At 35.9% G+C, this 26270-nt stretch carries 31 protein-coding genes, 1 pseudogene and 1 riboswitch; of the genes and pseudogenes, 11 read left to right on the top strand and 21 right to left on the bottom strand.

Features of this window, described 5'->3' with window-relative positions:
* Positions 1-3: 3 nt before the first annotated feature.
* The 4 genes and pseudogenes from HWV59_RS04045 (at position 4) to HWV59_RS26975 (ending at position 1753) form a co-directional block, all read left to right on the top strand.
* Entirely contained in the window at positions 4-132 is a 129-nt protein-coding gene (locus HWV59_RS04045) for a YfhE family protein (RefSeq protein WP_102233057.1), read from the top strand.
* A 77-nt stretch (positions 133-209) separates the two neighbouring features.
* Positions 210-410, top strand: a complete 201-nt coding sequence (locus HWV59_RS04040) for a YfhD family protein (RefSeq protein WP_175638137.1) — start codon at positions 210-212, stop codon at positions 408-410.
* Between the two features lie 269 nt (positions 411-679).
* A pseudogene (locus HWV59_RS26980) lies at positions 680-1180 on the top strand (peptidoglycan recognition protein family protein); the annotation flags it as partial.
* Complete coding sequence (locus HWV59_RS26975; protein WP_235991793.1) at positions 1163-1753, top strand: peptidoglycan-binding domain-containing protein; 591 nt, start codon at positions 1163-1165, stop codon at positions 1751-1753. The pseudogene HWV59_RS26980 and the gene HWV59_RS26975, both read left to right, overlap by 18 nt.
* 1043 nt (positions 1754-2796) lie before the next feature.
* Here the strand turns inward: HWV59_RS26975 and HWV59_RS04030 are convergent.
* Both HWV59_RS04030 and HWV59_RS04025 read right to left on the bottom strand, forming a co-directional pair.
* Complete coding sequence (locus HWV59_RS04030) at positions 2797-3930, bottom strand: DEAD/DEAH box helicase (protein WP_102233060.1); 1134 nt, start codon at positions 3928-3930, stop codon at positions 2797-2799.
* A 364-nt stretch (positions 3931-4294) separates the two neighbouring features.
* Positions 4295-4816: a P-loop NTPase family protein gene (locus HWV59_RS04025; RefSeq protein WP_328824183.1), complete on the bottom strand. Its 522-nt coding sequence runs from the start codon at positions 4814-4816 to the stop codon at positions 4295-4297.
* Between the two features lie 139 nt (positions 4817-4955).
* On the opposite strand from HWV59_RS04025, the gene HWV59_RS04020 reads away from it, so the two are divergent.
* On the top strand, positions 4956-5153 hold the full coding sequence (locus HWV59_RS04020) for a hypothetical protein (RefSeq protein ID WP_102233062.1): 198 nt from the start codon (positions 4956-4958) through the stop codon (positions 5151-5153).
* A 52-nt stretch (positions 5154-5205) separates the two neighbouring features.
* Here HWV59_RS04020 and HWV59_RS04015 read toward each other — a convergent pair whose 3' ends face one another.
* The 10 genes from HWV59_RS04015 to HWV59_RS03970 all read right to left on the bottom strand — a co-directional run bounded on the left by HWV59_RS04015 (position 5206) and on the right by HWV59_RS03970 (position 16966).
* Positions 5206-6402: a class I SAM-dependent rRNA methyltransferase gene (locus HWV59_RS04015; RefSeq protein ID WP_175638134.1), complete on the bottom strand. Its 1197-nt coding sequence runs from the start codon at positions 6400-6402 to the stop codon at positions 5206-5208.
* 291 nt (positions 6403-6693) lie between these two features.
* A complete protein-coding gene (locus tag HWV59_RS04010) occupies positions 6694-7662 on the bottom strand; it encodes a sugar phosphate isomerase/epimerase family protein (protein WP_175638133.1) in 969 nt (322 codons plus the stop codon).
* Between the two features lie 45 nt (positions 7663-7707).
* On the bottom strand, positions 7708-8730 hold the full coding sequence (locus HWV59_RS04005; protein WP_175638132.1) for a Gfo/Idh/MocA family protein: 1023 nt from the start codon (positions 8728-8730) through the stop codon (positions 7708-7710).
* A 5-nt stretch (positions 8731-8735) separates the two neighbouring features.
* Positions 8736-9767: a Gfo/Idh/MocA family protein gene (locus HWV59_RS04000; protein ID WP_175638131.1), complete on the bottom strand. Its 1032-nt coding sequence runs from the start codon at positions 9765-9767 to the stop codon at positions 8736-8738.
* Between the two features lie 67 nt (positions 9768-9834).
* Entirely contained in the window at positions 9835-10557 is a 723-nt protein-coding gene (locus HWV59_RS03995; RefSeq protein ID WP_102233067.1) for a ThuA domain-containing protein, read from the bottom strand.
* Between the two features lie 101 nt (positions 10558-10658).
* Positions 10659-11684: a LacI family DNA-binding transcriptional regulator gene (locus tag HWV59_RS03990; protein ID WP_175638130.1), complete on the bottom strand. Its 1026-nt coding sequence runs from the start codon at positions 11682-11684 to the stop codon at positions 10659-10661.
* Positions 11685-11838: 154 nt separating this feature from the next.
* The gene (locus HWV59_RS03985; RefSeq protein ID WP_175638129.1) at positions 11839-12870 is read right to left on the bottom strand and encodes a LacI family DNA-binding transcriptional regulator; all 1032 of its coding nucleotides are present in this window, start codon (positions 12868-12870) and stop codon (positions 11839-11841) included.
* 418 nt (positions 12871-13288) lie between these two features.
* The gene (locus HWV59_RS03980) at positions 13289-14407 is read right to left on the bottom strand and encodes an NAD(P)/FAD-dependent oxidoreductase (protein ID WP_175638128.1); all 1119 of its coding nucleotides are present in this window, start codon (positions 14405-14407) and stop codon (positions 13289-13291) included.
* 302 nt (positions 14408-14709) lie between these two features.
* A complete protein-coding gene (locus HWV59_RS03975; protein ID WP_175638127.1) occupies positions 14710-15420 on the bottom strand; it encodes a VCBS repeat-containing protein in 711 nt (236 codons plus the stop codon).
* A 277-nt stretch (positions 15421-15697) separates the two neighbouring features.
* On the bottom strand, positions 15698-16966 hold the full coding sequence (locus tag HWV59_RS03970; protein WP_175638126.1) for a hypothetical protein: 1269 nt from the start codon (positions 16964-16966) through the stop codon (positions 15698-15700).
* A gap of 108 nt (positions 16967-17074) precedes the next feature.
* Here HWV59_RS03970 and HWV59_RS03965 point away from each other — a divergent pair, with 108 nt between their 5' ends.
* From HWV59_RS03965 to HWV59_RS26960, 6 genes are all read left to right on the top strand, one after another.
* Positions 17075-17551, top strand: coding sequence for a hypothetical protein (locus tag HWV59_RS03965; RefSeq protein ID WP_175638125.1), 477 nt, complete (start codon positions 17075-17077; stop codon positions 17549-17551).
* Positions 17548-18030, top strand: a complete 483-nt coding sequence (locus tag HWV59_RS03960) for a hypothetical protein (RefSeq protein ID WP_175638124.1) — start codon at positions 17548-17550, stop codon at positions 18028-18030. The genes HWV59_RS03965 and HWV59_RS03960 overlap by 4 nt, the downstream gene beginning before the upstream one ends.
* 145 nt (positions 18031-18175) lie before the next feature.
* Positions 18176-18481 carry a DUF2642 domain-containing protein gene (locus HWV59_RS03955; protein ID WP_175638123.1) on the top strand — a complete coding sequence of 102 codons (306 nt, stop codon included), beginning with the start codon at positions 18176-18178 and terminating at the stop codon, positions 18479-18481.
* A gap of 162 nt (positions 18482-18643) precedes the next feature.
* On the top strand, positions 18644-18844 hold the full coding sequence (locus HWV59_RS26970) for a DUF3231 family protein (RefSeq protein ID WP_235991662.1): 201 nt from the start codon (positions 18644-18646) through the stop codon (positions 18842-18844).
* Entirely contained in the window at positions 18765-19169 is a 405-nt protein-coding gene (locus HWV59_RS26965) for a DUF3231 family protein (RefSeq protein WP_328824181.1), read from the top strand. Before HWV59_RS26970 ends, HWV59_RS26965 begins: the two co-directional genes overlap by 80 nt.
* Positions 19170-19223: 54 nt before the next feature.
* On the top strand, positions 19224-19655 hold the full coding sequence (locus tag HWV59_RS26960; protein WP_235991661.1) for a DUF3231 family protein: 432 nt from the start codon (positions 19224-19226) through the stop codon (positions 19653-19655).
* A 61-nt stretch (positions 19656-19716) separates the two neighbouring features.
* Here HWV59_RS26960 and ant(6) read toward each other — a convergent pair whose 3' ends face one another.
* The 9 genes from ant(6) to HWV59_RS03905 all read right to left on the bottom strand — a co-directional run bounded on the left by ant(6) (position 19717) and on the right by HWV59_RS03905 (position 25718).
* Complete coding sequence (gene ant(6), locus HWV59_RS03945) at positions 19717-20592, bottom strand: aminoglycoside 6-adenylyltransferase (RefSeq protein WP_175638122.1); 876 nt, start codon at positions 20590-20592, stop codon at positions 19717-19719.
* Between the two features lie 160 nt (positions 20593-20752).
* A complete protein-coding gene (locus HWV59_RS03940) occupies positions 20753-22114 on the bottom strand; it encodes a TrkH family potassium uptake protein (RefSeq protein ID WP_175638121.1) in 1362 nt (453 codons plus the stop codon).
* 169 nt (positions 22115-22283) lie between these two features.
* Positions 22284-22434: riboswitch (cyclic di-AMP (ydaO/yuaA leader) on the bottom strand.
* 251 nt (positions 22435-22685) lie between these two features.
* Complete coding sequence (locus HWV59_RS03935) at positions 22686-23003, bottom strand: hypothetical protein (protein ID WP_235991660.1); 318 nt, start codon at positions 23001-23003, stop codon at positions 22686-22688.
* Positions 23004-23228: 225 nt separating this feature from the next.
* A complete protein-coding gene (locus HWV59_RS03930; RefSeq protein WP_175638119.1) occupies positions 23229-23696 on the bottom strand; it encodes a GreA/GreB family elongation factor in 468 nt (155 codons plus the stop codon).
* A 250-nt stretch (positions 23697-23946) separates the two neighbouring features.
* Positions 23947-24393, bottom strand: coding sequence for a hypothetical protein (locus HWV59_RS03925; RefSeq protein WP_175638118.1), 447 nt, complete (start codon positions 24391-24393; stop codon positions 23947-23949).
* Positions 24390-24722 (bottom strand): hypothetical protein, encoded by a 333-nt coding sequence (locus HWV59_RS03920; RefSeq protein WP_175638117.1) that lies wholly within the window; start codon positions 24720-24722, stop codon positions 24390-24392. The genes HWV59_RS03925 and HWV59_RS03920 overlap by 4 nt, the downstream gene beginning before the upstream one ends.
* Before the next feature lie 29 nt (positions 24723-24751).
* Positions 24752-25060 (bottom strand): hypothetical protein, encoded by a 309-nt coding sequence (locus HWV59_RS03915; protein WP_235991659.1) that lies wholly within the window; start codon positions 25058-25060, stop codon positions 24752-24754.
* Positions 25061-25168: 108 nt separating this feature from the next.
* Positions 25169-25342 (bottom strand): hypothetical protein, encoded by a 174-nt coding sequence (locus tag HWV59_RS03910; protein WP_175638115.1) that lies wholly within the window; start codon positions 25340-25342, stop codon positions 25169-25171.
* The gene (locus tag HWV59_RS03905) at positions 25335-25718 is read right to left on the bottom strand and encodes a hypothetical protein (RefSeq protein ID WP_175638114.1); all 384 of its coding nucleotides are present in this window, start codon (positions 25716-25718) and stop codon (positions 25335-25337) included. The genes HWV59_RS03910 and HWV59_RS03905 overlap by 8 nt, the downstream gene beginning before the upstream one ends.
* Between the last annotated feature and the right edge of the window lie 552 nt (positions 25719-26270).

Below are 26270 nucleotides of genomic sequence, written 5' to 3'. Positions count from 1 at the left end.
ATGATGGCAGCAGATAAGAAAAGAAAAGATAAATCAAAAAGTACACTTTCCAGTATGCAGGAAGTAACATATTCTAGAGAATTCAAAAATGCTGATCGTGCTGGTGGATACATAAGTAATAATAGACACTAACTTCCAACATGAAATACTAGAAATAAGCCATCCTAATATTGAACTTGAAGTTCAATATCTTTAAGGGGGCTTTTTTCATGGGCAGAGGACATCAACATAACCATAAAGCACGTGATACGAACTCAACAACTCTTCCACAAACACCTAAGAACTTAAAAAGAGACGGTGTGGATGAGGAATTCTCAAGAGAATTAGCAGATCAAGCTGATTTAGAGGCTCAAGCTAGAGCAAATGCTGCTAATCAACGACAAAGCACAAACCGTAATAGCAATTTATAGGAAGAAAGGAAGTGGACAACTCCACTTCCTTATTTTTTGTTGATAAGTATGTGGATAATTCAACGATAAAATTGTGGATAATGTGGATATACCTGTTAGTATCTCTAAAATAAGGATTATATTATCCACAACCGCGATAGTTATATTAAATCTCTCCCCTGTGTATAGTGTGGAAGCTGTTGATAACTTTCTAGGTCAACATTCCATAAAAAAAACATATAATACAGTGTATTACTTTGTATTAAAAATAGACAGGGGTGTTAACATAGATGGCTTATGAAATTACACAAGATTATATTCGTACCGGAAATTCCCGTCCAGGACAACGAATAAGTAACGTACGATTCATTGTAAGTCATGACACTGGAAACCCGGGATCTACAGCTTATGGAAATCGTAATTATTTTGATAGACAACAACCATCAGCATCTGCTCACACTTTTATTGATGATAAATATATTTTAGAAATAATCCCCTTAAATGAAATAGCCTACCATGTCCGCTCCAATGTTACAGCAGATAACAGACTTTACGGGGCAAATGCAAACAGTGCTGCTATCGGGGTAGAATTATGTCACGGCGGCAGAATAGATTTTGATGCTGCTTATGACAGATACGTTTGGTATCATGCGTATTTATGTGACAGATTTAATCTTAACCCTAACGATGATATTGTCGCTCATGCTACTCTTGATCCTTCAAGAAGAACAGATCCAATCGGCATCCTGAGAACAAACGGGATTTGCTGGTCAATGTTCATTGATGATGTCGCCGAAGCGCTTCGGAACTTTGATGGTGCAAGTCCACCTAGTCAACCAAGTGCTAGACCACAAACAGCCCCCGCACCAAAACGGGTTACAAAAGGAACTTCTGTGAAATTACCAATTGGAGAAGGTGCTTCAGGACCTTTCGTTCGGGATATTCAAAATCAACTTATTAAAGCAGGCTACAGATTACCTCGCTATGGTGCAGATGGTGTGTTTGGAGAAGAAACAGAAAATGCCGTTATGAGGTTCCAAAGAAACTATAACTTAGCAGTAGATGGTTTAGTTGGTTCAGTCACCTTATCAAAATTGCAGCAAGTGAATCAGCAACGAGTATCAGCCCCAGACTTCCCTCTGCCAAATGGAGTTTTAAGACGTGGAGATCAAGGAGAATCAGTAAGACAGCTGCAAAGAGCCCTTAAACAAATTAACTTTAATCCAGGTACTGTTGATGGGATTTACGGACCTCAGACAGAAGATGCTGTAAGGAGATTCCAGTCTATGTACGCAGCTCTCGGTGATGACGGAATATACGGTCCAAATACTAGAAAATATATACGAATGGAATTAGATGACTAGGTATCTCCAAAACCCGGTGAAATTTTTGTACTTTGTTTTATATAAAAAATGTATAACTATTCCTTCTACAACATAAAGTATTATTACATCACAGTGCTCACATCATGAAGCGAAAAAGCACGTTGCTCATATAGAGTGGCGTGTTTTTTTTTTTAAAATTCCACATCAATAACTAGACAAATATCTAATTTAGCCTCGCTATTACTGACCTCAATAAAAACCATTCGTAAATTCAAAAAGGAAGGAATAAGTCCAATAGCAACATAATTTGTAATAATTATCCAGTTGCGTATCTTTTTTATCGAGAACAGTAATAAAAGCATTCGTAAAACAGAATTGTGCATGCTTTTACTTAGATCTTCAGTTTAAAACCATTCACAAAATCCATAAAAAGGTAGAAATAAGTCCAATAGCAACATAATTTGTAATAATTATCCACGTGTGTATCTTTTATACCGTTAAATGTAATAAAAGCATTCGTAAAAACAGAATGTGCATGCTTTTACTTAAATCTTCAGTTTAAAACCATTCACAAAATCCATAAAAAGGAAGAAACAAGTCCAATAGCAACATAATTTATAATAATGATCCACGTGTGTATCTTTTATACCTTTAAATGTAATAAAAGCATTCGTAAAACAGAAATGTGCATGCGTTTACTTAGATCTTCAATTTAAAACCATTCGTAAAACTCAAAAAAGAAAGCAATTATTCCCATAGCAGTTTAAATTGATATAATTACCAACTCGTTTATCGCTTATAAGGCAAAAAGGTGATAAACGGATATATAAATTTATATGTGAATACTACACTTTTTTTTGCTAAATAAAACATTTGTAAAACACAACCTAATGTAAATTAGTCTACATTTCAGAAAAATCATCCTCAATAAACACCAAAAAGGTAATCTCCATGGTGTTTATTTTGCTACATATTTTATATATCGATGAATCAGAAAACAGACCTCTTCATAGAAAAGGTCTGTTTTCATTAAATATTTTTGAAGATTTAGTTTAGGCATTAACTAAAATTCCTTAAAAGTCTTATTTCTCAACCAATTCCCCTCTGTATAATTCATTCTTAACAAGTGTAATATCCAGCTCTTTGGCCAGTTTCTTTAATTCTCTTTCTTCCCGTTCTGTTACAATAGAAAGTACTGTACCTGCTGCCCCCTGGCGTCCTGTTCTGCCTGATCGGTGAATATATTGAGAAGCATTTGCTGGCAGGTCGTAGTGGATAACATGTGATAGCTCTGCAATATCCAAGCCTCTAGCTGCAACATCTGTTGCAAGCAAAAGTCCCTGTTTGTCTGATCGAAGGCTTTTTAAGGCTGCCTCACGTTCTTCTTTCTTTGTATCACTATGTAATAGATGAACATCGACTCCATTAAATTCAAGCTTTTCTCCTAATACAGTTAAGTTTCCGATATCCTTTACAAACCCTAAAGCTTTCATCGGAATATTTTTAACAACTCTTTCAAGGATGTGTGCTTTTTCTCTTTGTTCACAAACAAGATACACATGATCTACTTGTCCTACTGGAACTTCATCTCTGCTCACCTTAATGATTTCCGGATTCTTTTTCATAAGATCTCTGGCCCTTGATTCTGTGCTTTCATTTGAGGTAGCAGAAAACAGGACAACTTGGCGTTCGTTTAGGGTTGATTTAATGATCTCTTGTATCGTTTTTTTATGTTCCGGTGTTAGAAGTTGGTCTCCCTCATCTAATACAACGGTTTTTACAGCATGCATTTTCAGCTTTTTCATTTTAATTAGTTCTTGTATCCTTCCAGGTGTACCAAGGATTACTTGAGGACTTTTCTTTAATTTGTCTACTTGTCTTTTTATATTTGCTCCCCCAATAAAAGAGGCACTTGTGATGGGACTGCCTGCAGACCATTTTTTCACTTCTTCAAAAATTTGCATCACAAGTTCTCTTGAAGGTGCTAGGATGACGATCTGTGCTGCCTTTTTGCTAACATCAATTTTGTTTAGTAGCGGCAAAACATATGCCAGGGTTTTGCCTGTCCCTGTTGGGGATTCAGCGATAACGTCTTTTCCTTCTAGGATTGGAGGGATTGCCTTTAGCTGGATGGCGGTAGGCTCTTGAAAATTAGCGTTTTCCCAATTCGTTTGGATAAAAGGTTCTAGTTGTTGTAAAAAGTTATTTTCTGACATGTTTTTTCTCCTTCACTAACATATATTCCTGTTTAATAATTCATTTTTCTCAATGTAATTTGATATTTTCCAATTAACTAAATGTAAAAATAGGTTCGTTCCATTACGCTCCAGATACAAGACTCGCCGGGGAGGAAGCTGAGCATCCTCGGCTTCGCCTGCGGGGTCTCAGCCTTGCCTCTACTTTCCGCAGGAGTCAAGTGTCTTCCGCACATTCCACTAACGTGATTAACATAGAATTCTAAAATAACACTCTTTATGAATAGCCTTTAGCGAAGAACCTTTCTCATTACTATAGTATAGCTAATTTCCCCCAAGTGTAATATACGAATCAATAATTCGTCATATTTCCCCAGAAATAATCTTAATTCGCTATCGTTCGAAGAAAGTCCTCAATTTCCTTATCGTTCGTAAGAATAAATACTTGTTTAGTAGATTCCAGCTGATGAAGTTGTTGTCTCGTTCTTTTCTTGCGTTGAGAATAAGTTGTGCATATAAATTTGATGAAGGCCATATCTATTTTCTCGTTACAGCCAATGGCTCGGTCAGGACGGTCTTTTCCAATGTTTGTTAGCCATCGTTTGATGACCCGATATAGACAGACTGTTAATGGCTTTTCTAAATAAATAATTGTATCGGCCTTTTCTACTCTCATATCAAAGGTATTGCGGTAATTTCCTTCCATTATCCATTGTGGGTGATTGATAATAACCTTTTGTTGTCTTGACTTAAAATCTTCAAATGATGCTTCAATCCACCCAGGCTCCCAGAACATTGTGTCCAGATGGTATACATCTATTTGGAGAACTTCTGATAATTTTCTAGCAAATGTCGATTTCCCTGCACCAGCTGAAACCCCGATAACCATTATTTTTTTCAAGATCATTTTCCCCTTAGCAAAATATTATTATTTTTATGTTTACGTATGAATTTTTTAGGGTAATACCTAATTAGAATCTAAAAAGTAACATATTGTCAGCTTTCCGTATCAGATTAGAGAGACATTAGCTGAAAGGTGGTTCCCTATGGTTACGCATGTTCATATTAAGAAATTAAATGAAATTAATAATGAATTATCAGCTATTTCGAGAGAATGTGAGCGTGCATTTTCTGAGTGGGTTAAAGATAGAAGCAATACAAATTTATTAAGAGAATATAAAGCACTTCTTGGAAAACGTCAGGATATCATTAAAGAATATAAGTCCTATTTAATTATCAATTAGAGAAAAGCAAACTGAAAAGAGCTGACATTCCAAAGAGTGTCAGTCTTTTCTTTTACAGTTTCTTTATGATGACGACTTTTAAATAGTTTCCTTCTTTAAATTCCTTTATTGTTTTAAAATCTTTCGGCAAACTAAATTCTTCAAGAATTTTATACGTTTCTCCTGTTTCTTGAAATGCCTTTTCGATAAATCCTTTAAACTTTGGCATTCCGAATGTACTGCAATTAGAGGAAGCAACGATGATTCCCTGCCTCTCGGTTAGTTGAATGGCTTGTTTCAATAGCTCCGGATAATCCTTTCCCGCACTAAAAGTATGCTTCTTTGATCTAGCGAAGCTTGGAGGATCAAGGATGACCATGTCAAATGACAGCTGTTTACGAACAGCATATTTAAAATAATTAAATACATCTTCAACGATAATATCTTGTGCTTCATAATCCAGTTGATTAACGCTAAATTGTTCAATGGTTTTTGCTTTACTTCGATTCGCAAGATCAACACTTGTTGTTTTCGTTGCTCCGCCAAGGGCAGCTGCTACAGAAAAAGCCCCTGTATATGAAAATGTATTTAGCACGTTTTTGCCTTTTGCATATTTATCACGGATCGCTTTACGAACATCTTTTTGATCGAGGAAAACCCCTACCATTGCTCCGTCATTTAGGTAAACTGCAAATTTAATTCCGTTTTCCTTCACAATAAGCGGAAAGTCGGCCCTTTCCCCTATTACAAAGTCATCATCCTCTATATATGTACCCTTTACATCAAACCGTTTCTTTTCATAGATTCCTTTATAGTCTACAATATTGCTTAAGGACTTGATAATTTCTTCTTTAAAAGAGTAGATTCCTTCACTATACCAGGTTAATACATAATAACCTTCTTCATAGCAATCAATGGTTAATCCGCCAATGCCGTCTCCCTCTCCATTAAAAACACGAAATGCAGTTGTATCATTGTCTTTATAAAAGGACTGACGTGCTTCCACCGCAGCTTTTAGTTTCTTTGTAAAAAAAGCTTGATCAATCACCTCTTTTTGATTATGACTTAACACCCAGCCTCTGCCTTTATTTTGTTTTCCATAGTATCCTTTGGCTAGAAATTGATTCTTATCATCAAAAAGATCAATAATGGTTCCTTCTTGTTTAAGGACATCACTGTTTTTGATTGCCTCTTTATCGATTAGAGGATATCCTGTTTTGAATAATTTTACATAGTTTGGTTTTACTTGTATTTTGATGGAATTTGCCATCTTTTCACCTATTCTTCTTTTATTTCCGTCAAAACGAATCTATCCTCCATGATACAGATTTTTCACAAAAAAAGAAAACCCCTCTTTGCTTAGAGGGGCTCAGACTGTTGACAAACGCTCGCTTTCTTCGTTACTCACCTTGCTGCGGTGCTCATTACCAACCCCGGTAACTCCGCTCCTCACAAGGCTTCGTGCCTTGAAAGCAAGCGTTAGCAATCAGTCTGAAGGGCTAGCAATTTTACTTTGTCTTCACACACTGAACCTATCTTTACATAGAGAGGCTGACTATTCTTATACCCACCACATTTGAGATGGCTGGTCATTGATTAGTACAGTTTTTAGGTTTGTTACCGCACGTTCAAATCCTTCGTCAATCGACATGATTGGATCTTCATGCTCAATACTTACAACATAATCGTAGTTGTATGTGCGAAGGGCACTCATGATATCGTTCCATTCTGTTAAGCTGTGTCCACAGCCGACAGATCTGAAGGTCCATGCTCTTGTTTGAACTTCGCCGTATGGCTGCATGTCTGTTAATCCATACATGTTTACATTGTCTTGGTCAATGTATGTATCTTTTGCATGGAAGTGGTGAATGGCATTTGCTTTTCCTAAAATCTTAATCGCTGCTACCGGATCAATTCCCTGCCACCAAAGATGACTTGGATCTAAGTTAGCGCCGATCGCGTCACAAGTTTCTTCACGTAATTTTAGTAATGTATATGGAGTGTGAACTAAGAATCCACCGTGTAATTCCAGACCGATCTTCACATTATGCTCTTGTGCATATGCTCCGACTTCCTTCCAATAAGGAATTAGTTTTTCTTCCCATTGCCACTTTAACACATCACCATATTCATTTGGCCATGGTGTGACTGGCCAGTTTGGATATTTCGCGTCTTCACTGTCACCTGGTGTTCCTGAGAACGTGTTAACAACAGGTACATTCATTAATGAAGCTAGTTTGATTGTTTTCATGATCGTTTCATGATGGTCTTTTGCCATTTCTTTGTCAGGTGAAAGCGGGTTTCCGTGACAGCTGAATGCGCTGATGATGAGGTCACGTTCCTGAACTTTTGCTAAGTACTCATTTCGCTTTTCTTCACTTTCCAGTAATGCATCAAGATCGCAATGCGATCCCCCGGGATATCCGCCTGTTCCGATTTCTATTGCGTGAAGACCTGATGCTTTCACATGATCTAACATTTCTTCAAAGGATTTGTCATTAAAAAGTACTGTAAATACGCCTAATTTCATGGGAATTCCTCCTATAGTTTGGATTAAGGTATTAACTCAGCTAATTTACCCTTTTAATCTTTCAGCAGATCGATAGATATCATCTATAATCTGTGAAACTTGTAATGCTTCTTCTGGTTTTACGACCAATTCTGCTTCTCCACGACATGCATCAATGAAATTTTTCACTTGAGCAATTCCAGGGTTATCTTCACCTTGTACCCAAGCAGCTTGGCTATTCATTAGCATCCCATTTTTGGCTGTGTAGAGTTCAAGAGGAAATACGCTTATTCCCCCACCTGATCCTGAGATACTGACATGTTCCTGATCGTCTAGAATATTTGCTGCCCAAGATGTTTCCAATAATAGTGAAGCACCATTTTCAAACTTAATGTATGCTGTCACATGATCGTCTACATCAAAGGTTTCATGATCAAAGCTCCCCCATTGGTTTACACCATTCGGCGTTTTGCTTAACACATTATATGTGCTGCCGTTTACTTCAACATGCTTTGGACTTCCCATTAACCAAATGGCTAAGTCCAGCAGATGACAGCCATAGTCTATTAAACTTCCTCCACCTTGAAGGGATTTATTAGTAAACACACCCCAGCCAGGCACCTTTCTTCTTCTCAATGCTTGAACTCTTGTTACTAGTGGAGTTCCCACTTCTTCCATTAATTGTTTTGCGGCTTGAGAGTTTTTCATAAACCGATAGTGATAGGCAATCGCTAATACGTTGCCTGTACGCTTTGAGGCTTCAAGCATTCTTTCACATTCATCTGAAGAAAGTGCCATTGGCTTCTCACAAAGAACATGCACTCCTGCTTCTAAAGCTGCAATTGTTATTTCTGCATGAAACTTGTTTGGAGTACAGATACAGACTGCATCCACGTGTTGAAAAATTTCCCGATAGTCTTCTACTACATGTTCTATTTTGTGTGTTGTTGCAACTTCCTGTGCTCTCTCTAAATTCACATCGCTTACTGCTGTAACTACACAGTCATCAGTGAAGTTTTGAAAGGCAGGAATGTGACGGCCTTGTGCAATTCCGCCAACACCGATGATTCCGATACGTAATTTACTCATTTTTATCACTCAAATACTTTAGCAATTGTTTTTGTTTCATTTGATTTAATAGCAGCCAGGATTACAGCCAAAGACTTCATACCTTCTTCACCATTAATTGGCGGCTCTGTATTTTCAACAATTGATGTGACAAAGTTATCAATCACATGAGTTGTATTTTGGCCACCCTCATCATTCGATTGAATTTTACCTAATTCATAGTTCACAACTTCACCATTTGTGTATTGAACAACTAATGAATAAGTTGGATTATCTTCTAAGCGAAGAATTGCTTTTTCTCCATAGATAATCGTTGAGTTATCTTCTTTAGCTGTGTAAGACCAGCTTGCTGCAAGAGTTCCAATAATTCCACTTTCTGTTTTAAGTGCACAAACAGCTGTGTCATCAACATCAGCAAAATCTTTTGCCGTTGTTTCAATAAATGCACCAACCTCAACGATTTCCTCTCCAAGTAAATAGCGGAGTAAATCTGTTTTGTGAACACCTAAGTCACCCATTGCACCGATATATGCTTTTTCTTTTTCGAAGAACCAGCTTTCTCTTCCATCAACACTCCAGCCTTCTGGTCCTGGATGACCGAATGCTGTACGGAAGCTGTAGATTTTCCCAATTGTACCGCTTTCAATTATTTGGCGGGCAAGCTGGTGTGAGCGTACAAAACGTTGATTATGGGCAATCATTAGTTTTTTGTCATTCTTTTTCGCTGCTTCGATCATGGCATCTGCTTCTTCCTGTGAAGTAGCCATTGGTTTTTCACACAATACGTGAAGACCATTGTTTAATGCTTCAATTGAAATAGGTGCATGAAGGTAGTTTGGAGTACAAACACTTACTACGTCTACTTCACCGCTGCCAATAAGCTCTTTATAGTCAGTAAATGCTTTAGCACCGTATTTATTTGCGATTTCTTTTACCCGGTCTTCAACGATGTCACATACAGCTACTAATTCAACGTTCTTGTTTGCTGCATATTCCGGAAGATGACGGTATTGCGCAATACTTCCACATCCAATAACTCCAACTCGTAATTTACCCATTTTACATTCCTCCATAGAAGGGGATAACTTCCCCTTCTTATTTAATAATTTCATAGTGTTAGTAAGATTATTTCGCCGAAATTGCCTCAAGTGGTTTTGCATTTCCATACACTGGACGTTTGCGGTTGACAGGGCTTACATATTTTACGCCATTTTTAATAACAAGCTGAACTTGCTCATTATGATACGTAGGATATGTTTCATGACCAGGTCGGAAGTAGAACACCTTTCCGTTTCCACGTTTAAACACACATCCGCTTCTGAAAATTTCTCCACCTTCAAACCAGCTGGTAAAAATTAATTCGTCTGGAGCTGGTATATCAAAGTGCTCACCGTACATTTCTTCTTTTTCAAGTTCAATGTATTCTCCAACACCATCAGCAATTGGGTGGCTTGGATCAACAACCCATAGACGTTCTTTTTCATCTGCTTCACGCCATTTTAAATCACAGCTAGTACCCATCAGTTTTTTGAAAATCTTAGAGAAATGTCCTGAATGTAAGACAACAAGTCCCATTCCATCCAACACTCTTTGTTGAACCTTTTCTACGATCGAATCATCGACTTCATGATGAGCTAAATGTCCCCACCATACAAGTACATCTGTATTCTCCAGAACTTCATCAGTTAGTCCATGTTCAGGTTCGTCTAATGTTGCTGTTCTAACCTCATAATTGTCTTCTTGTAAAAATTCGGCAATCGCACCGTGAATTCCTTTAGGATAAATGTCACTTACTACTGGATTCTTTTGTTCATGTCTATTTTCATTCCATACTGTTACGTTTGTCATTTATTTCACCCTAATCAAAAGTTTTTTTGTTTATTATAGTGAACCGGTTAACTATTCATAATTACACAATGAGATTAGATGTGTTCACCTCCTTAAAATGGTTATTTTCTCTTCGTCGATCCTCTGACTACTAATTCAACAGAAAGCATAATTTCTTCTGTCTTAACAGCTTCATTTTCAATTGCATGAATGGCCGTTTCGGCTGCAACTGCACCTTTACGAAAAACATCCTGGCGAATGGTTGTTAAGCTTGGTGATGAATAGCGACTGATCATTAAATCATCAAAACCGACAATTGACAGATCATCAGGAACACTAACACCCTGATCATTCGCAGCTTTCATAATCCCTAATGCTGTAATATCTGATGAAGTGAAAACTCCTGTCATATTTTTGTTATTCACCAGTTCTTTTCCGATTAAATAACCATTTTCAAAGGAATTGTATCTTCCCTCAACTATCATATCTTCTTTAAACGGAATATTACCTTCTGCTAACGCCCGCTTAAATCCTAGAAATCTTTGACCATCTACTGCATAGTCAATTTTTCCGTTAGGAATAAAGCATATATCCCTATGGCCCAATTCTATTAAATGCTTTGTACCCAGATAACCACCCAGTTCATCATCTATTCGTATATTATGATACTGATTTGTATAATCTTCGAAAGAGTCGATAAAAACCAATGGTGTAGATAGCGTTTTCATTTCTTCGAATAAAAATAAAGGAAATTTCCCTAAGACGATTAATCCATCTAGATTTCTTTTCATAATCCAATTTTTACATTCTTCAGCCTTGGAAATGCCGGATATGACAAAATCATAACCACTTTTACGACAGATATATTCGACCCCGCTTAGAAGCTCACTAAAATAAGGATTCTCCTTAAAAATAGGTGCGAGCGTATCTCCTACGAGCGGCATAATAACACCAATCATATTAGATTTTCTTTTGGATAAACTGATCGCCGTGAAATCAGGCTGATAGTTAAGCTCACTAATAGAAAGCAGAACTCTTTCCTTCGTTTCTTCTGATACCTTATTAATTCCATTGAGAACATAGGAAACAGTCGCTGGCGAAACCCCGGCATGTTTTGCTACATCTCGTATCGTTGTTTTCTGATTCATTTTGCCTCCGGTTAAACGGTTAACTAACTTTGATGCCATTATATAATGAATGGTATAGAAGATCAAGAACAATCCTTATTTTTCCTAATAAAAACTTCTAAGAATATATGAAAGAGCCTCTAGTATTATGACGTAAGGAGGCTCTTCCATCTGTTTATTTTTTTGGTGCTGAGGAACTTTCTCTTATAACTAATTTTGTACTTAGAACCGCCTTAATCGGAATTTCTCTCCCTTTCAAACGGTCGTATAAAAGTTTTACTGCCGTTTTTCCCATTTCATCGGTGTGAATTCTAACCGTTGATAATGGAGGATTCAGAAATTCTGCTGCCTCTATGTCGTTAAAGCCAATAATAGATAGATCTTGCGTTATGTTAATATTTGCTTCATGTAGTGCTCTCATTGCCCCGATGGCCATTTGATCACTTGCACAGACTAGTGCAGTTGGGAGTGTTCCGGCTTCTATTACCTGTTTCATGAGCTGATAGCCTCCTGTTGGTCCCCATTCACCAATTTTAACCAACTCCGGCTGATACAGATTTTTTTCTCTCATGACTTTCTCATATGCTACATTTCGTATATCAAGGATTTCTCCCATCATTTGATTATCATATAATCTGTTGTACATATCGTATCCGCCGATAAAGCCAATTTTCGTATGTCCTATTTCCGTTAAATAGTTCAGGACATCTTCTGTCGCTTTATCCAAGCCTGATGCGACAACATCATATTCACCTGATTCTGGTAAATGGTTGATGAAGACAATATTATTATGGTCCTGACAATATTGTTGAACAGATGAAGGTTCTATTCCTCCAATAACGATAACACCATCTACCTGCTTTAGTTGATCAAATGAAGTGCTGTTCCCAGCATAGATCATCGTTTTTATTTTAAAAGGTAGCTTTGAACATGCCATTTCAATCCCGAGACGAATCGCCATAAAATAAGGGTCCTGAACCTCGTCCTCTTGTGAAATTGCAGAGACTATGCCAATCTCATAAAAATGCGTCTCTTCTTTATTTGTCTTTCTTCTTCGTGTTGGTTTATAGTTTAGGTTGGCTGCCGCCTCTAATACTCTCTTTCTTGTCTCTTCTCCAACAGACAAGCTTGAATCATTGTTTAAAATTCTTGAAACTGCTGCTGGTGATACTCCTGCTTTTTCTGCTATATCTTTTATCGTTGCCATGAATTCACCTGTATTTCTTTTTAGTATATTTAGCATTTTTTTGTGGTATCTTTTTCTTATTTTTCAGACTGGCTTCTTAAATTTCCGCTTGGTTATTTTACTAAATATTATACGTTTACATTGTTAATTTTACTAGTTAATCAGTAATATTTTTTCTTAATCCTATCAATCATAAAATTTTCTAGATTCTAAAAGTATAAAAAAATTTAATTTGACAATACTGCTATTATCTTACTAGATTGTGAGGGTTATATGATGATTAAAAGTATTGTACCGGCTATCTTTTTGGTTTTCTTCACATTTGTAGCGTTTAGCGTTTATTTTCTCTATCAATTAAGTATTTTCACTGTAAAAGTGATGGTTTATGCGATGTAATAAATAAGAAAAGGATGAGCATAAACTTCAGCTCATCCTTTTCTTATTCGATAGCATTTGCGATTTCATAAAGACTCAAGTCAAGATCTACTTCCTGTCCTAATGCAAGATTTGCGAGCTCCATGCCAAGGTACGGACCACTTGTTAAACCTGAAGCACCTAGTCCGTTTGCCAGAAGGAGTCCTTCAAAATCAGGTAGCGGTCCTATGACAGGTAAAAATCCTGGTGTAAATGGACGGAATCCTACTCTTGTTTCAAGATGGGTGCTTTCACGCAAGCCCGGGGCAATTTCTAATGCTTTTGTTAGGATCTCTTGAAGTCCACCTGCCGTAACACGCTCATCAAACCCTGCTTCATCTTCATGAGTTGCTCCGACCACAATTCTTCCATGTTCAAATGCCAATATATATTGATTATTTGGAGGCATGACAACAGGCCATGAGCCTGTATCTTTATTAGAGATTTCAAGATGGACAATTTGAGCTTTTTGTGGTGTTACTAAAAATTTCTTACCTAGCGGCTGAATTAATTCGTTTGACCAAGCACCGCCGGTTATAATAACCTGTTCAGCCTGCAGTGTATCGTTCTCCACCTGTACTCCAATTATGTTCTTACCTTCACGAATTAACGAAATGGCATTTTCTTCAATAAACGTTGCACCATTCTTTTTAGCTCCTTGAATTAAGGCATTTCGAAGGGCTCTCCCGTTGACTCGTGCTCCCCCGCTAACATACACAGCACCATATTCAGGTGATAGAGGAGGGAATAATTCATTTGTTTCTTCAGGAGTTAAAATAGTAATATCGCCGATTTCCGGTGCTTCTTCCCGCCGCTTTCGAGCACGCTCAGCCATTTTTTCTAACTTTTCAGGATCCTGATGTAAACTTATCGTACCTACTCGACTATATCCGGTTTCTCTTTCTCCATCTTCTTCGAGTTTTTTTATTAACTCAGGGTAGTAACGGGCACCATTTTTCACGAGATGATACCATGCTTTATTACGTCGCTGTGATAGCCATGGACAGACAATTCCAGCAGCTGCATCTGTTGCTTGTCCCCTATCCTTTCGGTCAATGACTGTAACTTGTGCACCAGCCTTTGCTAAATGATAAGCAGTAGAAGCTCCAAGAATACCCGCTCCAATGACAATAACTTTTTTCAAATTCAAACACCTTTTCTTCGTTTAACATTTGTCTTTTATTTTACTTTACATTGAAGCAGGATACAATTTATGTAACATTTAAAAAAGAGGATACTAAATCGCATCCTCTTTATGTCCGTGTCCTATTTAATATGTGAATACAGTTCTAACTGTCAAGATTATAAATGTGATAAAGCCAACTCTGGATTTTTTCATGTCAACAGCCCCTTTACCTTTTTGTTATCTTAACTATATAAAAGATAAAAGAGGTATTCTACATCCATGTTATATTTCATAACATAGTTTTTTAAAGATTCAAATTTTTAAACCCCAAATATAGCTACTTGCTGATTTTGCAACCGAAACATGTTGTTTTTCCATCCTAATGTATTCAATACATACCCTAAAGAATCTGCATTATATCTTCCGGCAATTTTTTGATAAGCGAGTAATTCATATACAGAATTATAATCAAAATCTACCGGATATAAGCCACTTAACGGGTTTACAAAACCTGTAATGGCATTTTTCAACTTTCCGTTAGCATCATATATTTCATTTAGATATTCAGGATCTCTCATCGAGATATCGATCAAATATGTTTGGTTATTTTTCTGGCTGACCACCTTAACTTTGTAATAATCCTGATACGTAACTTCGTATTTATATTCTTCATTATATTTGTTGGCATCAAAGAGGATGTTTGCCTTGTTATTTAAAAAGGAATAAAGATAATGATACATAATACCTCCACTTCCACCTGTAGCTATGCTAATGAAAATATCGGCAACACCATTTCCGGTAAAATCACCTAAAAATAAGGTAGGATTGTACCCTGCATTTGCATCTTTAGGCAGCGGAACACTTGTTACTTTACCTGATCCCCCATCTTGAACATGAAGAGTGATTTGTTGAATAAACGGACTATCAGGTGTCTTTGTTCCTGTTAAAAAGACATGATCCGGCACCTTGTCACCAGTTACATCACCTACTCTATATGCCACAACATTCTGATTCGTTCTATATACATACATGTACACCGCCCCTTTTCATGATGATCTTATATCATACATCCTATGGGCGTTTGGGAATCTTGCTACTCACTCTTTGGGAAGGTAACTTACTTATTTTTTACAAGGACATGTGGATGATGAATATTTACTTCTTCATCATGAAAGTTAACTTCATAACTCACATCCTTTCTTGTATATGGAAGTGAGTCAATTAATGGTATGAAGCTGCAGACTAAATATAAAAACCGAAGTGTAACTGATTCAGTTCAGATAACTCCGGTTTTATCCATAGAAACTATCACAAATCATTTAACGCTATCACTTCTCCTGTTGCAGCGTTTACACCGTAATCACAGTCTACTTTCCCACATAAAACATACTGTTTTTTATCAAAATCATAAACATGATAAGGTTTTAACATGAACAAATCTTTTAATTTATCAAAGGCTTCTTCTTTTTCTATCATGATTTTTTCTGGTTCTTGAAATTCGTTGAACATCTCAAGCATGAATAGGTTATCCATATAATTAACAGCGTGAAGGTGCTCAGCATCAATCATCACCATTAACTTCCTTTGAAACACACGCTTATCTTGTTTATTTGCTCTTAATGCAGCGTGGATGTACCCTTTTTCACGGTGGAGTGTTTTTAGGATCCATTTACCCGTTTCATTCGGGTATTTCTGACGTAATAAGTCTCTAACAGCTTCGATACATTTCTCTTGTTCTTCGTTTGTTATCGGAAAAGAATCAGGAGATGGCTCAGATGCATATGCTTGTTCTACCGTTACCTCTTCAGTCAGATTCAGTTCTTTTCGATCAAACGTTTGTTTAAGTGGTTCATCCCAGTGAATCGGTTGTTCTATTTTCTTATAGGAGTTTACATCAGCAAAGAATTCAAATGGAATGGTATAGGTTTGATCATTGCGAATATAAATCTCTTCTACTGCAAAAATAGGAAATAATCGTTTCTCCTCATGAGAAGGATATTCAAGCAGCTTTACTTGTTCCTTTGCTAGGTGCTTGACCTTTTCAAAGGTCAGAGAATAGTCTTCCTCTATTACCATTTCTTTAGAAGGATATTGACCGTGGTTTGAGAAATATGTCAGCTTCCCTTCTTCATTATAACGAAGCTCAATATACCCTGAGGGAGATACAGCTACTCCATCAATACATTCCATAAAATGAAGCTCTCTCTCTTCTTCCTTTCGCAGTTTGAATTGCTTTTCATAAACCAGGTCTGTTTCCTGTTCAATCCATTTTATGATTTCATTTTTAGTGGAATTTGCAAACGCTACTCCATTATGTGCATATGTCTTTCCCTTGACAAAGATAGCACTCGTAAATTTATGACTATGTATATCAATTTCAATAACCGCTGTACCGTCTGGATTGGAGCCATCTTTTTCAACAGTTTCATGATTTGGAAACCACTCCATGCATAATGTGTAAATTGTGTTGTTGAAGAAATCTCCCCTTCGAAATATATCGTGTGAATGTAAGTAGTAGTTTTCTAAACCAAATTTCTTCTCTGTAAGGTCTATTAATTCTTTTATTCTCGTATCCATTTCCTCGCCTCCCATTTCATTTTTTAAGGTTTCAGCATGAATCATCAAGGCATAATGAGATCCCTCATTGGGAATTATATACAAAAATGACCTATGGGGGTAAACAAAATGGCATTTGCAGTTTACTTTTTTATTAGCTGGCTTTGTATCATTTTATTTTTTATAAAGAAGAAAACATACTCGATTGTGGAGAATACGATCCTTTTTTTATTTTTAATGATCGTAAATATGAATTGGAGCTGGTTTATTTTTGACGAATTCCAGTTTCTCAAGTACTCTGAACATCCAATGAGCTATACAGCTTACTTAATGAATCGGAGTATCATCATTCCTATCATTGTTTTATACTGTCTTAATCTCAGTTCTTTTTCCATGTCTGTTAAGAAAATGTTCATACATATACTTGTTTCATCTTTACTATTACTGCTCCTTACCTTCCTTTCACTTACACTGAATATCATTACGAGTGAAAATTGGAATGTTATGTATGATTATCTATTTTTTGTTTTACTACATATAGCCTGTTATTTGATACATAAATGGTATCATTCCTTTGTAATTAAGACGGAGGTGCAAACAAAATGAAGGGGGTCACCAATTTTGATTTGAATGAAATCTCTCTTATTATTTTTATCGTTGCTGCCTATTTATTTGTCTTCCTAACACCCAAAAAACTTAGCCGGGAATTGACAGTCATGAGTCTGTTTTGGGGAATGACAATAGGTATGACTTTTGACTTTACAATTGGTGGCGGTTTATCGGACTTTTATAAATTAAATGATGTCAACGTTTATGAAGTTTTTGATGTTGTTTATTATACTCTTTATGCTCCATTTGGATATGCTTTTATGTATTTCTATAAAGTACTGAAAATAAATAAATATAGCTTCGCTTTTTATGTCATAGCTTGGGCTGGGCTGGGCCTTTTTGCACAATGGCTGTTTACCATCTTAAATATCGTTAAATTCCAAAATCATTATCAGCTAGCCTACTCCTTCCCCATTTTTTTACTAATTCAGACAGTTACTGGGCTTTTTTATCATTATGTTTCTACTAGGGAATGAGGGACAGTTCCTTGTCCCATCATTTAAATTAAATTTACTAACCTTATCTCATATCAAGAGGTCCCCTTGGGACAAGGTTCCTGTCCCTAGTGACACTTAGGTCATTTTGTTCATAAGTTACACTAAATAAAGGAGTGAACATGTGATGCTAAGTTATCCGTATAGAAACCAGAATTCAATCTTACCGCCTGGTAAATATGTCTATTCGAGTAATTTTCCAGTGATGATGAAACAGCTATCCCCCACTTATAATGTTCCTACTGAACCAGTTTTTATGGAGCATTTACTGATGCAAGCGGGAAAGAAGATTAAGGTTGTAACGATTCATGGCCAACAATTAGAGGGAGTCGTTACAGGAGTAGCCCTCGACCACCTGCAATTAACAATCGGTGATTCAAATTATCATATTAGATTTCCGAATATTATTTATTTCATTACACCAAGAACATAAAATTCAAAGGTTAAGACGTCTTAATGGCGTCTTTTTATCATATTTAAATATTTTCAATAAAAATGAAGGGCATTCTTTATAATAAAAATGCGACATTGAACAATACTATAGAAATAATTAGAACGTATACATAAGATTAGATGATCAATGGAGGTTATTTTTATGGACACTTTTAACCATAATGTTGAAATGACTTCATCAGAAATTGCAAATCTATGGACTCAATATATAAATGATTCTTTATCAATATGTTCTCTTACTCATTCAATTGAAAAAGCAAAAGATGAAGATGTCAAAGGAGTTTTTGAATTTGCCCTCAGCCCTTGCCGAATCGCATATAATCACACTTACAGAAACGTTTAAGAAAGAAAATCCCCCTATTCCAAAAGGATATTCAGTACAAGAAGATGTAAATATGAACGCCCCTTCCTTATTTACAGATACATTTATGTTGAGTTATTTGCATGTTATGACATTACTTGGTTTAACAGGGTACGCTGGGGCAGTGTCCACTTCTTCCCGTACAGACCAAATCAAATACTTTATTCAATGTAATAAGGAAGCAATGGAATTATATGAACGAACTGCAAATGTGATGTTGAATAAAGGGCTATACAGTAAACCGCCGAGAATCAATACTCCTACTGAAGTAGATGTTGTTAATAACCAAAGCTATTTAACAGGATGATTTGGGAAAAAAAGACCTTTAAGCACAGTTGAAATTAGTGGAATTAGTTTCAATATGGTGAAGATTATCGTGAAGGTCGTGTTAGAGGTTGGATTTGGACAAGTTTGTCAAAATGAAGATGTAAAGAAATATTTTAAAAGAGGAAAAAAACTTTGTGAAAAACAATTTAATATTCTCAGTCAAATTTTAACGAATGCTGGTTTGGCCTCACCTGCTTCATGGGTATCAGAAGTAACAAAATCAACCGTTTCCCCCTTCTCCGATAAATTAATGCTCAATCATATCGTCATTCTAATATCAGCCGCAATCGGTTATTACGGAGCTGCTATATCTGTCTCACAAAGAAGAGACTTAACTTTGGAATACGCACGCCTTATGGCAGAAGTAGGGTTATACGCAGAAGATGGAGCAGAACTACTAATAAAACACGGTTGGCTGGAAGAGCCGCCATTAGCTGAAGACCGGGAAAAATTAGCTAGTAAGTAGGGACAGGTTTCTTGTCCCACCCTTTATATACACTGTCTAGCCAAAACTCATTACCTTAACATCATGACCCGAGATCTATTGGACCAAGGTTCCTGTCCCTATGTCCCAGTGTATATTTTGTAATGGCGTCGTCATAATCCGGATAGGTAAACTTGAGAGTTTCAGCAACATCTTTGGAGTATTTTCTAAACAAATCATAGCTGGTGAATAATGCCTTCCACATGTTTTCGATGTTATCCTGACGATAAGTTGAAAGCAATGCTTTCCAATCATCTTGGGGAAGATAATGATCAATAAATTTATAGTTTTTCCCCAAGCTAAAGTTGAATCCTTGTTCAATCCCGATTTTCCATGACATCATCCTCAATAAATTTGGTCTTGCAATTTCATGTAAATGATCAATGGCAAATAGAATTTCTCCTCTGGCTAATCCTTTTACAACATATGTTGAGACCATCCAAAATTCATTACAGCAATCATCAAATTCCCTAGCCGTTGGCTCTTTTATCCAATAGTTGCGGTCACTAGGAATCACATCATTTTTAATCATGGAGTCTTTATCAAGAAGAACTTCTACCAGACCATCGCTACCTGATAAATAATCTTCCACTTCTTTTAACGGAATAAGCGTTAAGTCCACTTTATTCCCATCTTCAAAAAGGATTAGATAGGAAAACCAATTCCCCAGTTCTGGAGGAAAAAGCTCCATATCTTCCGGCTTTTGCATCATGATCTGTTTTCCAAATAGATCAAGCCATCCATCATCTTTTTTAAACGAGTTCATATCTGTTACAAAATAGGATATATCATAATCCTGAAATGAATCACGGGGAATGTTTTTATTGGTCCGTGACCCTTCTAGAGTGACCAATCGAATTCTCTCATCATTTCTTGCAAATTCAATTAACATCTTCATCATTTCGGATTCACTTCTCATTGTTCATCCCCCACTTGTCCGTCAAGGTACTATTAGCACTCCTATTATTCTACATAGTATTCAAGCAATCTAGTAAAAAAGAACAACTTTAGAAAAAGACTCTTAAGATATGGCAACTCATTACTCTTTACAAGCGAAGCTTAACGGTCTACCAAAGAGATTATCCAATGATCACTCTTTCTTTAGGATAGTGATAATTTGGCTCATGTCCATTTTTTGAAATGATGAAAATAAAAGATAGAATACCAATACGGCCTATAAACATTAATAAAATTATGATAATTTTTCCAATTGCACTTAACTCAGGTGTTATCCCCATCGATAATCCTGTAGTTCCGAACGCAGAAGTTACTTCAAATATAAGCTCCATCGTTGTAAAAGGTTCAGTAACCTTCAAGAGGATGACTGAAATAAAACATATAGATATGGCTGTATTCATTATGGCCATCGATTTAAGAATGTCATCTTGATGGATCTCCCGTTTAAATACCTTTACCGCTTTATTTCCCCTAGCTAAATTGAAAATATATAATAAATTGATTGCAAAAGTAGTGGTTCGAACTCCACCACCGACTGAACTAGGCGAAGCCCCAACAAACATTAACAAAGAAAGGATCAGAAGTGTCGGTTCAGAAAATTGACTTACATCCATTGTAGCCAAGCCGCCATTTCTTGTCGTGGCAGACTGAAAAAAAGCATAGAAGAATGATTCATGCCAGGTTTTGTCTTTGAAAAAGTGATGTGCATCAAATACTAAAATAGCTATTGTTCCAAAAAGCATTAATAAGAAAAAAGTACTCGTTGTTAATCTTGTATATAATGAAAAATTGGAAGTTCTGTAAGGCTTTTTCTTTTTAATTAACTCCTTCACTTCAATAAGAACCGGAAAACCAATCGCCCCTAGTGTTAATAGAATAATATTTATCATTTGAACGAAATAGTCGTTTGCATAGGGAATGAGTGATTGTCCTGTAATATCAAATCCTGCATTAGTAGTTGCACTAACTGACGCAAAAAACCCCTGTAAATAAGCCTCTTGCCATGTAGAATAATAGTTCAAAAAATAAGTACCTAATATTGCTCCTCCAATGATCTCGATGACAATAATAATGACTAATATATTTTTCATCAATAGTACTAAACCTGCAAGATTTGATTGATTTTGATCAGTTTTTATGAGCTGCCTCTCTTTTAAACCAATTTTTTTCCCGAACAGTAACCAAAAAAAGGTACCTAATGTCATGATTCCAATTCCACCAAATTGCAAGATAAACATAAGAATAATAATGCCGGGTATGCTGAACGTATCTGGCGTTGATACAACCGCTAAGCCTGTAACACTAATGGCACTAACTGCAGTAAAAACAACATCAATAAAGGACCATTCTACTCCTGGTTTTAAGGCGATTGGTAAACTCAGTAAGGCTACTGATATCACCACTGCAATCAAATAAAAGCAAACGATCAATTGAGATGGTGACAAATTTTCAATTTTTAATTTTATCTTAGATTTACTAAGCATTTCTAACTTATCCCTTCTATATGCCTAAAATTCCTACAATTCTTTTCCCTCAAAACATTGCATACCTTATATCTGTACTCCCTTGTCAAATCGCCTCTTTATTTACATAAAGACAAAAAAAGACCATAACAAACAGAATGGTCTTTGGGCGAAACCTTTGACCTTCTCTCGAAAAATAAAATAACGCTTACGAGGTTAGCTGTCGGATTAGGAATTGAGAGTATCCCTTCTTACTATGTAAGACTCACCCCAAGATAGGCCTATTTGCCACCTATCAAATATGTTTCCCCCGCTCACAATAGATTCAGCGAATTAAAGGTATGTGAATTTCTTGATATATTATTGTAGTTTATTTATTTTATCAGATGCTTCTTGTTAGTTAAACCCTCTTAACATTCAAACTAGCAAGCATTAGTAGCAAAAGGTTTCTTGTTCCGCCCATCCTTACTCAGCTTCTGAAATGCTCTAACAACCATAAAAGCTGGTATTCCCCACATCAAAATAAAAGGTAAAAGAGAATCTGCATTGATATTCACATAAAACTCCTCCTCTCTTCATTATCCATCGAGTTCTAAGGAGCAAAAGGAACAAAATACCGAAACATAAAAGTTATAAACGCAAAAACTGATATTGAACATACACAAGCAAAACGGAGAAGGATATACAGAATTTTGATTTTTCCTTTGATGAAAAATGAATAAATAAAGCCTAGTAAAGGATTTAAAATTAAAAAGGGTAAAGAAATAGCAATCGTTACTTTTCCTATAATATGGATAATCTTAGTATCTACTCCGGATAAGCTTAAAACAAACAGAAGCAAAACAGTTACACCAACCGTTGCGATTAAAGAAAACAATGCCACTTTATAAGGTTTTCGAATAAAGTTCATCATAAAATTCTCCTTTATTCCTAGTAGGAAATTTCCCCTGTAGTATTAACGTAACACACGCTACCACATAATTTTGAGCTTTTATAATATCAAGCTTTTCCTGTAGTTTAAAAAAGTCCCGCTTTTCCTATAAATGTCACCCAGTTATGGACACACAATGGGAAAAACAGGACTAATGATATACCACTTTTGTTTTTTAAAAGTACTAATAACTACATACTATAGTCAGGCCTCTTTTGAATTTTTTTGTCCACTTAAAAGATGTCCAACATATGATAGTTCTTTGATTCTTACCGGAAGTTCACCTGTTGGTACTTTGAGCATGATTTTTTCGCCAATTTCCTTGAGTAAGAGCTGCCTCCCTACCGGAGATAAAAACGAAATACAACCAGAATCAGGATCTGACTGCTCAGGGAAGCAGATCACAAAATCCTCTGTATCGTTTTCCTCATCGAACAATACGGTAACCCTTGTGCCGATATATACCTTCGGCAGGAAGGGTATTACGCTGTTTTTCGGATCAGTATTTAGCAACTCTTCCAATTCCAGCAGATATAGATTAAAAAAGTCTTTTAATTGCTCCTGAACAGGAGTGTGAGCGATGTAAAGTCTTGTAAGCTTCTTTATGTTTTCATCAATATAAACCATCTGCTTTACTAAGTTCTCTTTGTGTTGAGGATTGTTATGGTTCATAGTATATAACCCCCAAACTTGGATTTTGCCTCTTGCATGTTTTCAATAAATTATTCATTGTAAAACTCCTCCTATATAAAAAAATAAACCCCTTCAAAAAGACCGAGAATACCTTCTAATCTCTGCCTTCCTGTTTCCAAATAAAGAGGGTAGTCCCCTTTATTAGTCGTTAGGGTTTCAAAATAATTTTACCATATTTAAACAGAAATAACCTCATATACTTCTAACCTATCTTAAAGAGAACACTTTCCTAATCCATTGGCTTTTCATGTAATAACCACGGTATGCGAGCTTCAAAATCTAATTGCAGGATCGGACCTCGTAACTCGTCAGGTACAAACATTAACTCCTTATTGAACCCAAATGTGAAATTTTGAATTCTGGCTGTATTTGTTTCAACCCATTCCGAATCCGTACAATATTCTCCTTCTACTAATTTACCTACGATATGGTAACTGCCAATATATAAATGTAACCTGTCTTCCATTTCACCATATTCTGATAAATGGCTCGGTTTAGAAGAAGTAATTCCTAACATGGAAAAAACCTCTAAAACTGGAGAAGATAAGTGTTTAGATGCCTCCATATAATTTTTGCAGGATAAACAACCGCACAATTCATTGTCTTTATGATAAAATTCCTTTGTCTTATCAACATCAACTTCTAATAGCCACTTCTTCACCTTCAATTGTTTCATTCTACTTCCTCACTCGAAGGTTTATCTATCATCCGATAAGAATACAATACTCCCTCAACCCACTTTTGGAAGGTCTCATACGCTTCTTCATCCGTATTGACTGTGCAAATGTATCCTCCTTTAAACGTTTCATAATAATAACCGTGATTATGAAATAATTCATGGATTTCATGATCTGTTTCAAACTCATTAAAAAACAAATCCATTGAACCATCCTGCCTTACCCAAGCAATCCCTTCGATTAAAGGCTTAGATTCGTCGTTCCAATTGCCAACATGAAGGTGATCTCCTGTATAATTTTTTGAGTTGAAATATATTTCTCTATTCACATACAACTCTCCCCGGTATCAGAGTTTATCTATTTATATTTTCGTGTATACAATCTTGCACTTGTGGAAGGAAAAAATTTAATTTTATAATTATTTCCTATCTCTTGTTTTACTCTTTCTGCTAACACAACTCCTAATTTATTAAATTCCTCCTCTATTTCAATGCCCTTATTTCTCAATCTATCTTTGTCCCAATCAATCCATTCTCCATATTTTAATGCCCATTCTGACAATTCATCAGCCAATTCAACTGAAACAGGCAGGTCTTCCATATCAATATTACAGCCGCATTTATTACACCAAATTGGATCTGCACCAACATCTCCTTCAATTTTCAAATCATTTGTTTCTCCACTTTCACAACAACAATTCAAAATTCCACCTCAATCCATTCATTTTATTTTGTTCCATTGCTTTATCTCAATTGTTTATATGGCTAACTCCAACTATGTATTTGGTCCTTGGGAGATAACTGATTTTATACTTTTCATTTTCGTATATTTCCACTTCAAAATCTGTGTTGGTTTTATATTTTTCTCCATCATTACTAATATACACATAATCCGTTGCTCCACTAAACTTCCCATAATCAATAATTGCTCGATACTTTTTTTAAACAATGACCTTCTCTTCAGCACCTTTTTGATGATAGTCTATAGAATCCAATACAGAATCACTCCAACCAAGACCTAAGAAAAAGTAAGCGATATCTAAAAATATAAAGGTGAGCAGAGCGGCTGGAAATACTAACCTTTTAGGATCTGCTGCCTTTTTAGTCAATATGAAATAGATACTCCCAAGAGAAGCAATTAGCCCTGCAATTAAAAACATACCTCCCCAACTTCCAGGGAAGAATACATGATTTTTAAAAAAGAAAATGAATGGATAATCACCTTTATTCCAATCATCAACAAAATTCATTTCAACGATCATAAAACTAGAAAACGTCCATATAAAAAATAAAGCAACTCCTATTAGAATAATGTAAGTCCGCATCTCACTACCATTTTCATTACTCTTGTTGGTATTGTTGCTTCTCTTTCTAAGTTTCTTATTGTTTACCCTAATCTTCTTCTTGCTCCCCGCTCCTTATATATAATATGGTATTACGATATTTTGTCATGAAAAGTTCCCAGTCTACTTATCAAGATTTTAATATAAACAATCAGCAATTTAATAATCTATCTTTCATTACATAATTATGTGAAAGAACATGGAATTTGATCAAATTACTTTTTTACTCCCTAGTAAATGCCATGATATGAGAAAATATAAGAACAGAAGATTTATATCATTTATTTTTAATAATTTTCATTGAAAGAACCGTATGATTTTCTACTAAACTTAATTTCTATTGTTTTTTTGCTGATTTTTCTGTCTTTTTTCACAAAAATCCTGAAATAAAATAGAATTTTCCGACGCTAACAAATCAAGGAAAACCAATAATCCAGACCGGACAAGGGTTCATACTGAAAAAGACCCGGAAATCAGAAAAGTTTATTTTACCGAAAACCGAGCGGGAGTCAGATATGTTTATTTTCTTTTTAC

It is taken from the genome of Metabacillus schmidteae (assembly GCF_903166545.1).
GTDB classification, from domain to species: Bacteria; Bacillota; Bacilli; order Bacillales; family Bacillaceae; genus Metabacillus; species Metabacillus schmidteae.
This window is presented reverse-complemented; position numbering and strand designations above follow the sequence as displayed.

Bases quoted from the DNA above. Each gene is read 5' to 3' on its own strand.
- HWV59_RS26965 (WP_328824181.1), top strand. From the start codon at position 18,765: ATGAAGATGTCAAAGGAGTTTTTGAATTTGCCCTCAGCCCTTGCCGAA.
- HWV59_RS03965 (WP_175638125.1), top strand. From the start codon at position 17,075: ATGGCATTTGCAGTTTACTTTTTTATTAGCTGGCTTTGTATCATTTTA.
- HWV59_RS04030 (WP_102233060.1), bottom strand. From the start codon at position 3,930: ATGTCAGAAAATAACTTTTTACAACAACTAGAACCTTTTATCCAAACG.
- HWV59_RS03985 (WP_175638129.1), bottom strand. From the start codon at position 12,870: ATGGCAACGATAAAAGATATAGCAGAAAAAGCAGGAGTATCACCAGCA.
- HWV59_RS03925 (WP_175638118.1), bottom strand. From the start codon at position 24,393: ATGAAACAATTGAAGGTGAAGAAGTGGCTATTAGAAGTTGATGTTGAT.
- HWV59_RS03905 (WP_175638114.1), bottom strand. From the start codon at position 25,718: ATGCGGACTTACATTATTCTAATAGGAGTTGCTTTATTTTTTATATGG.
- HWV59_RS03930 (WP_175638119.1), bottom strand. From the start codon at position 23,696: ATGAACCATAACAATCCTCAACACAAAGAGAACTTAGTAAAGCAGATG.
- HWV59_RS26975 (WP_235991793.1), top strand. From the start codon at position 1,163: ATGTTCATTGATGATGTCGCCGAAGCGCTTCGGAACTTTGATGGTGCA.
- HWV59_RS03975 (WP_175638127.1), bottom strand. From the start codon at position 15,420: ATGTATGTATATAGAACGAATCAGAATGTTGTGGCATATAGAGTAGGT.
- HWV59_RS04005 (WP_175638132.1), bottom strand. From the start codon at position 8,730: ATGAGTAAATTACGTATCGGAATCATCGGTGTTGGCGGAATTGCACAA.
- HWV59_RS04010 (WP_175638133.1), bottom strand. From the start codon at position 7,662: ATGAAATTAGGCGTATTTACAGTACTTTTTAATGACAAATCCTTTGAA.
- HWV59_RS03960 (WP_175638124.1), top strand. From the start codon at position 17,548: ATGAAGGGGGTCACCAATTTTGATTTGAATGAAATCTCTCTTATTATT.
- HWV59_RS04015 (WP_175638134.1), bottom strand. From the start codon at position 6,402: ATGGCAAATTCCATCAAAATACAAGTAAAACCAAACTATGTAAAATTA.
- HWV59_RS03940 (WP_175638121.1), bottom strand. From the start codon at position 22,114: ATGCTTAGTAAATCTAAGATAAAATTAAAAATTGAAAATTTGTCACCA.
- HWV59_RS04045 (WP_102233057.1), top strand. From the start codon at position 4: ATGGCAGCAGATAAGAAAAGAAAAGATAAATCAAAAAGTACACTTTCC.
- HWV59_RS26970 (WP_235991662.1), top strand. From the start codon at position 18,644: ATGGACACTTTTAACCATAATGTTGAAATGACTTCATCAGAAATTGCA.
- HWV59_RS04000 (WP_175638131.1), bottom strand. From the start codon at position 9,767: ATGGGTAAATTACGAGTTGGAGTTATTGGATGTGGAAGTATTGCGCAA.
- HWV59_RS03990 (WP_175638130.1), bottom strand. From the start codon at position 11,684: ATGAATCAGAAAACAACGATACGAGATGTAGCAAAACATGCCGGGGTT.
- HWV59_RS03995 (WP_102233067.1), bottom strand. From the start codon at position 10,557: ATGACAAACGTAACAGTATGGAATGAAAATAGACATGAACAAAAGAAT.
- HWV59_RS04020 (WP_102233062.1), top strand. From the start codon at position 4,956: ATGGTTACGCATGTTCATATTAAGAAATTAAATGAAATTAATAATGAA.
- HWV59_RS03955 (WP_175638123.1), top strand. From the start codon at position 18,176: ATGCTAAGTTATCCGTATAGAAACCAGAATTCAATCTTACCGCCTGGT.
- HWV59_RS04025 (WP_328824183.1), bottom strand. From the start codon at position 4,816: ATGATCTTGAAAAAAATAATGGTTATCGGGGTTTCAGCTGGTGCAGGG.
- HWV59_RS03970 (WP_175638126.1), bottom strand. From the start codon at position 16,966: ATGGATACGAGAATAAAAGAATTAATAGACCTTACAGAGAAGAAATTT.
- HWV59_RS04040 (WP_175638137.1), top strand. From the start codon at position 210: ATGGGCAGAGGACATCAACATAACCATAAAGCACGTGATACGAACTCA.
- HWV59_RS03935 (WP_235991660.1), bottom strand. From the start codon at position 23,003: ATGAACTTTATTCGAAAACCTTATAAAGTGGCATTGTTTTCTTTAATC.
- HWV59_RS26960 (WP_235991661.1), top strand. From the start codon at position 19,224: ATGGTGAAGATTATCGTGAAGGTCGTGTTAGAGGTTGGATTTGGACAA.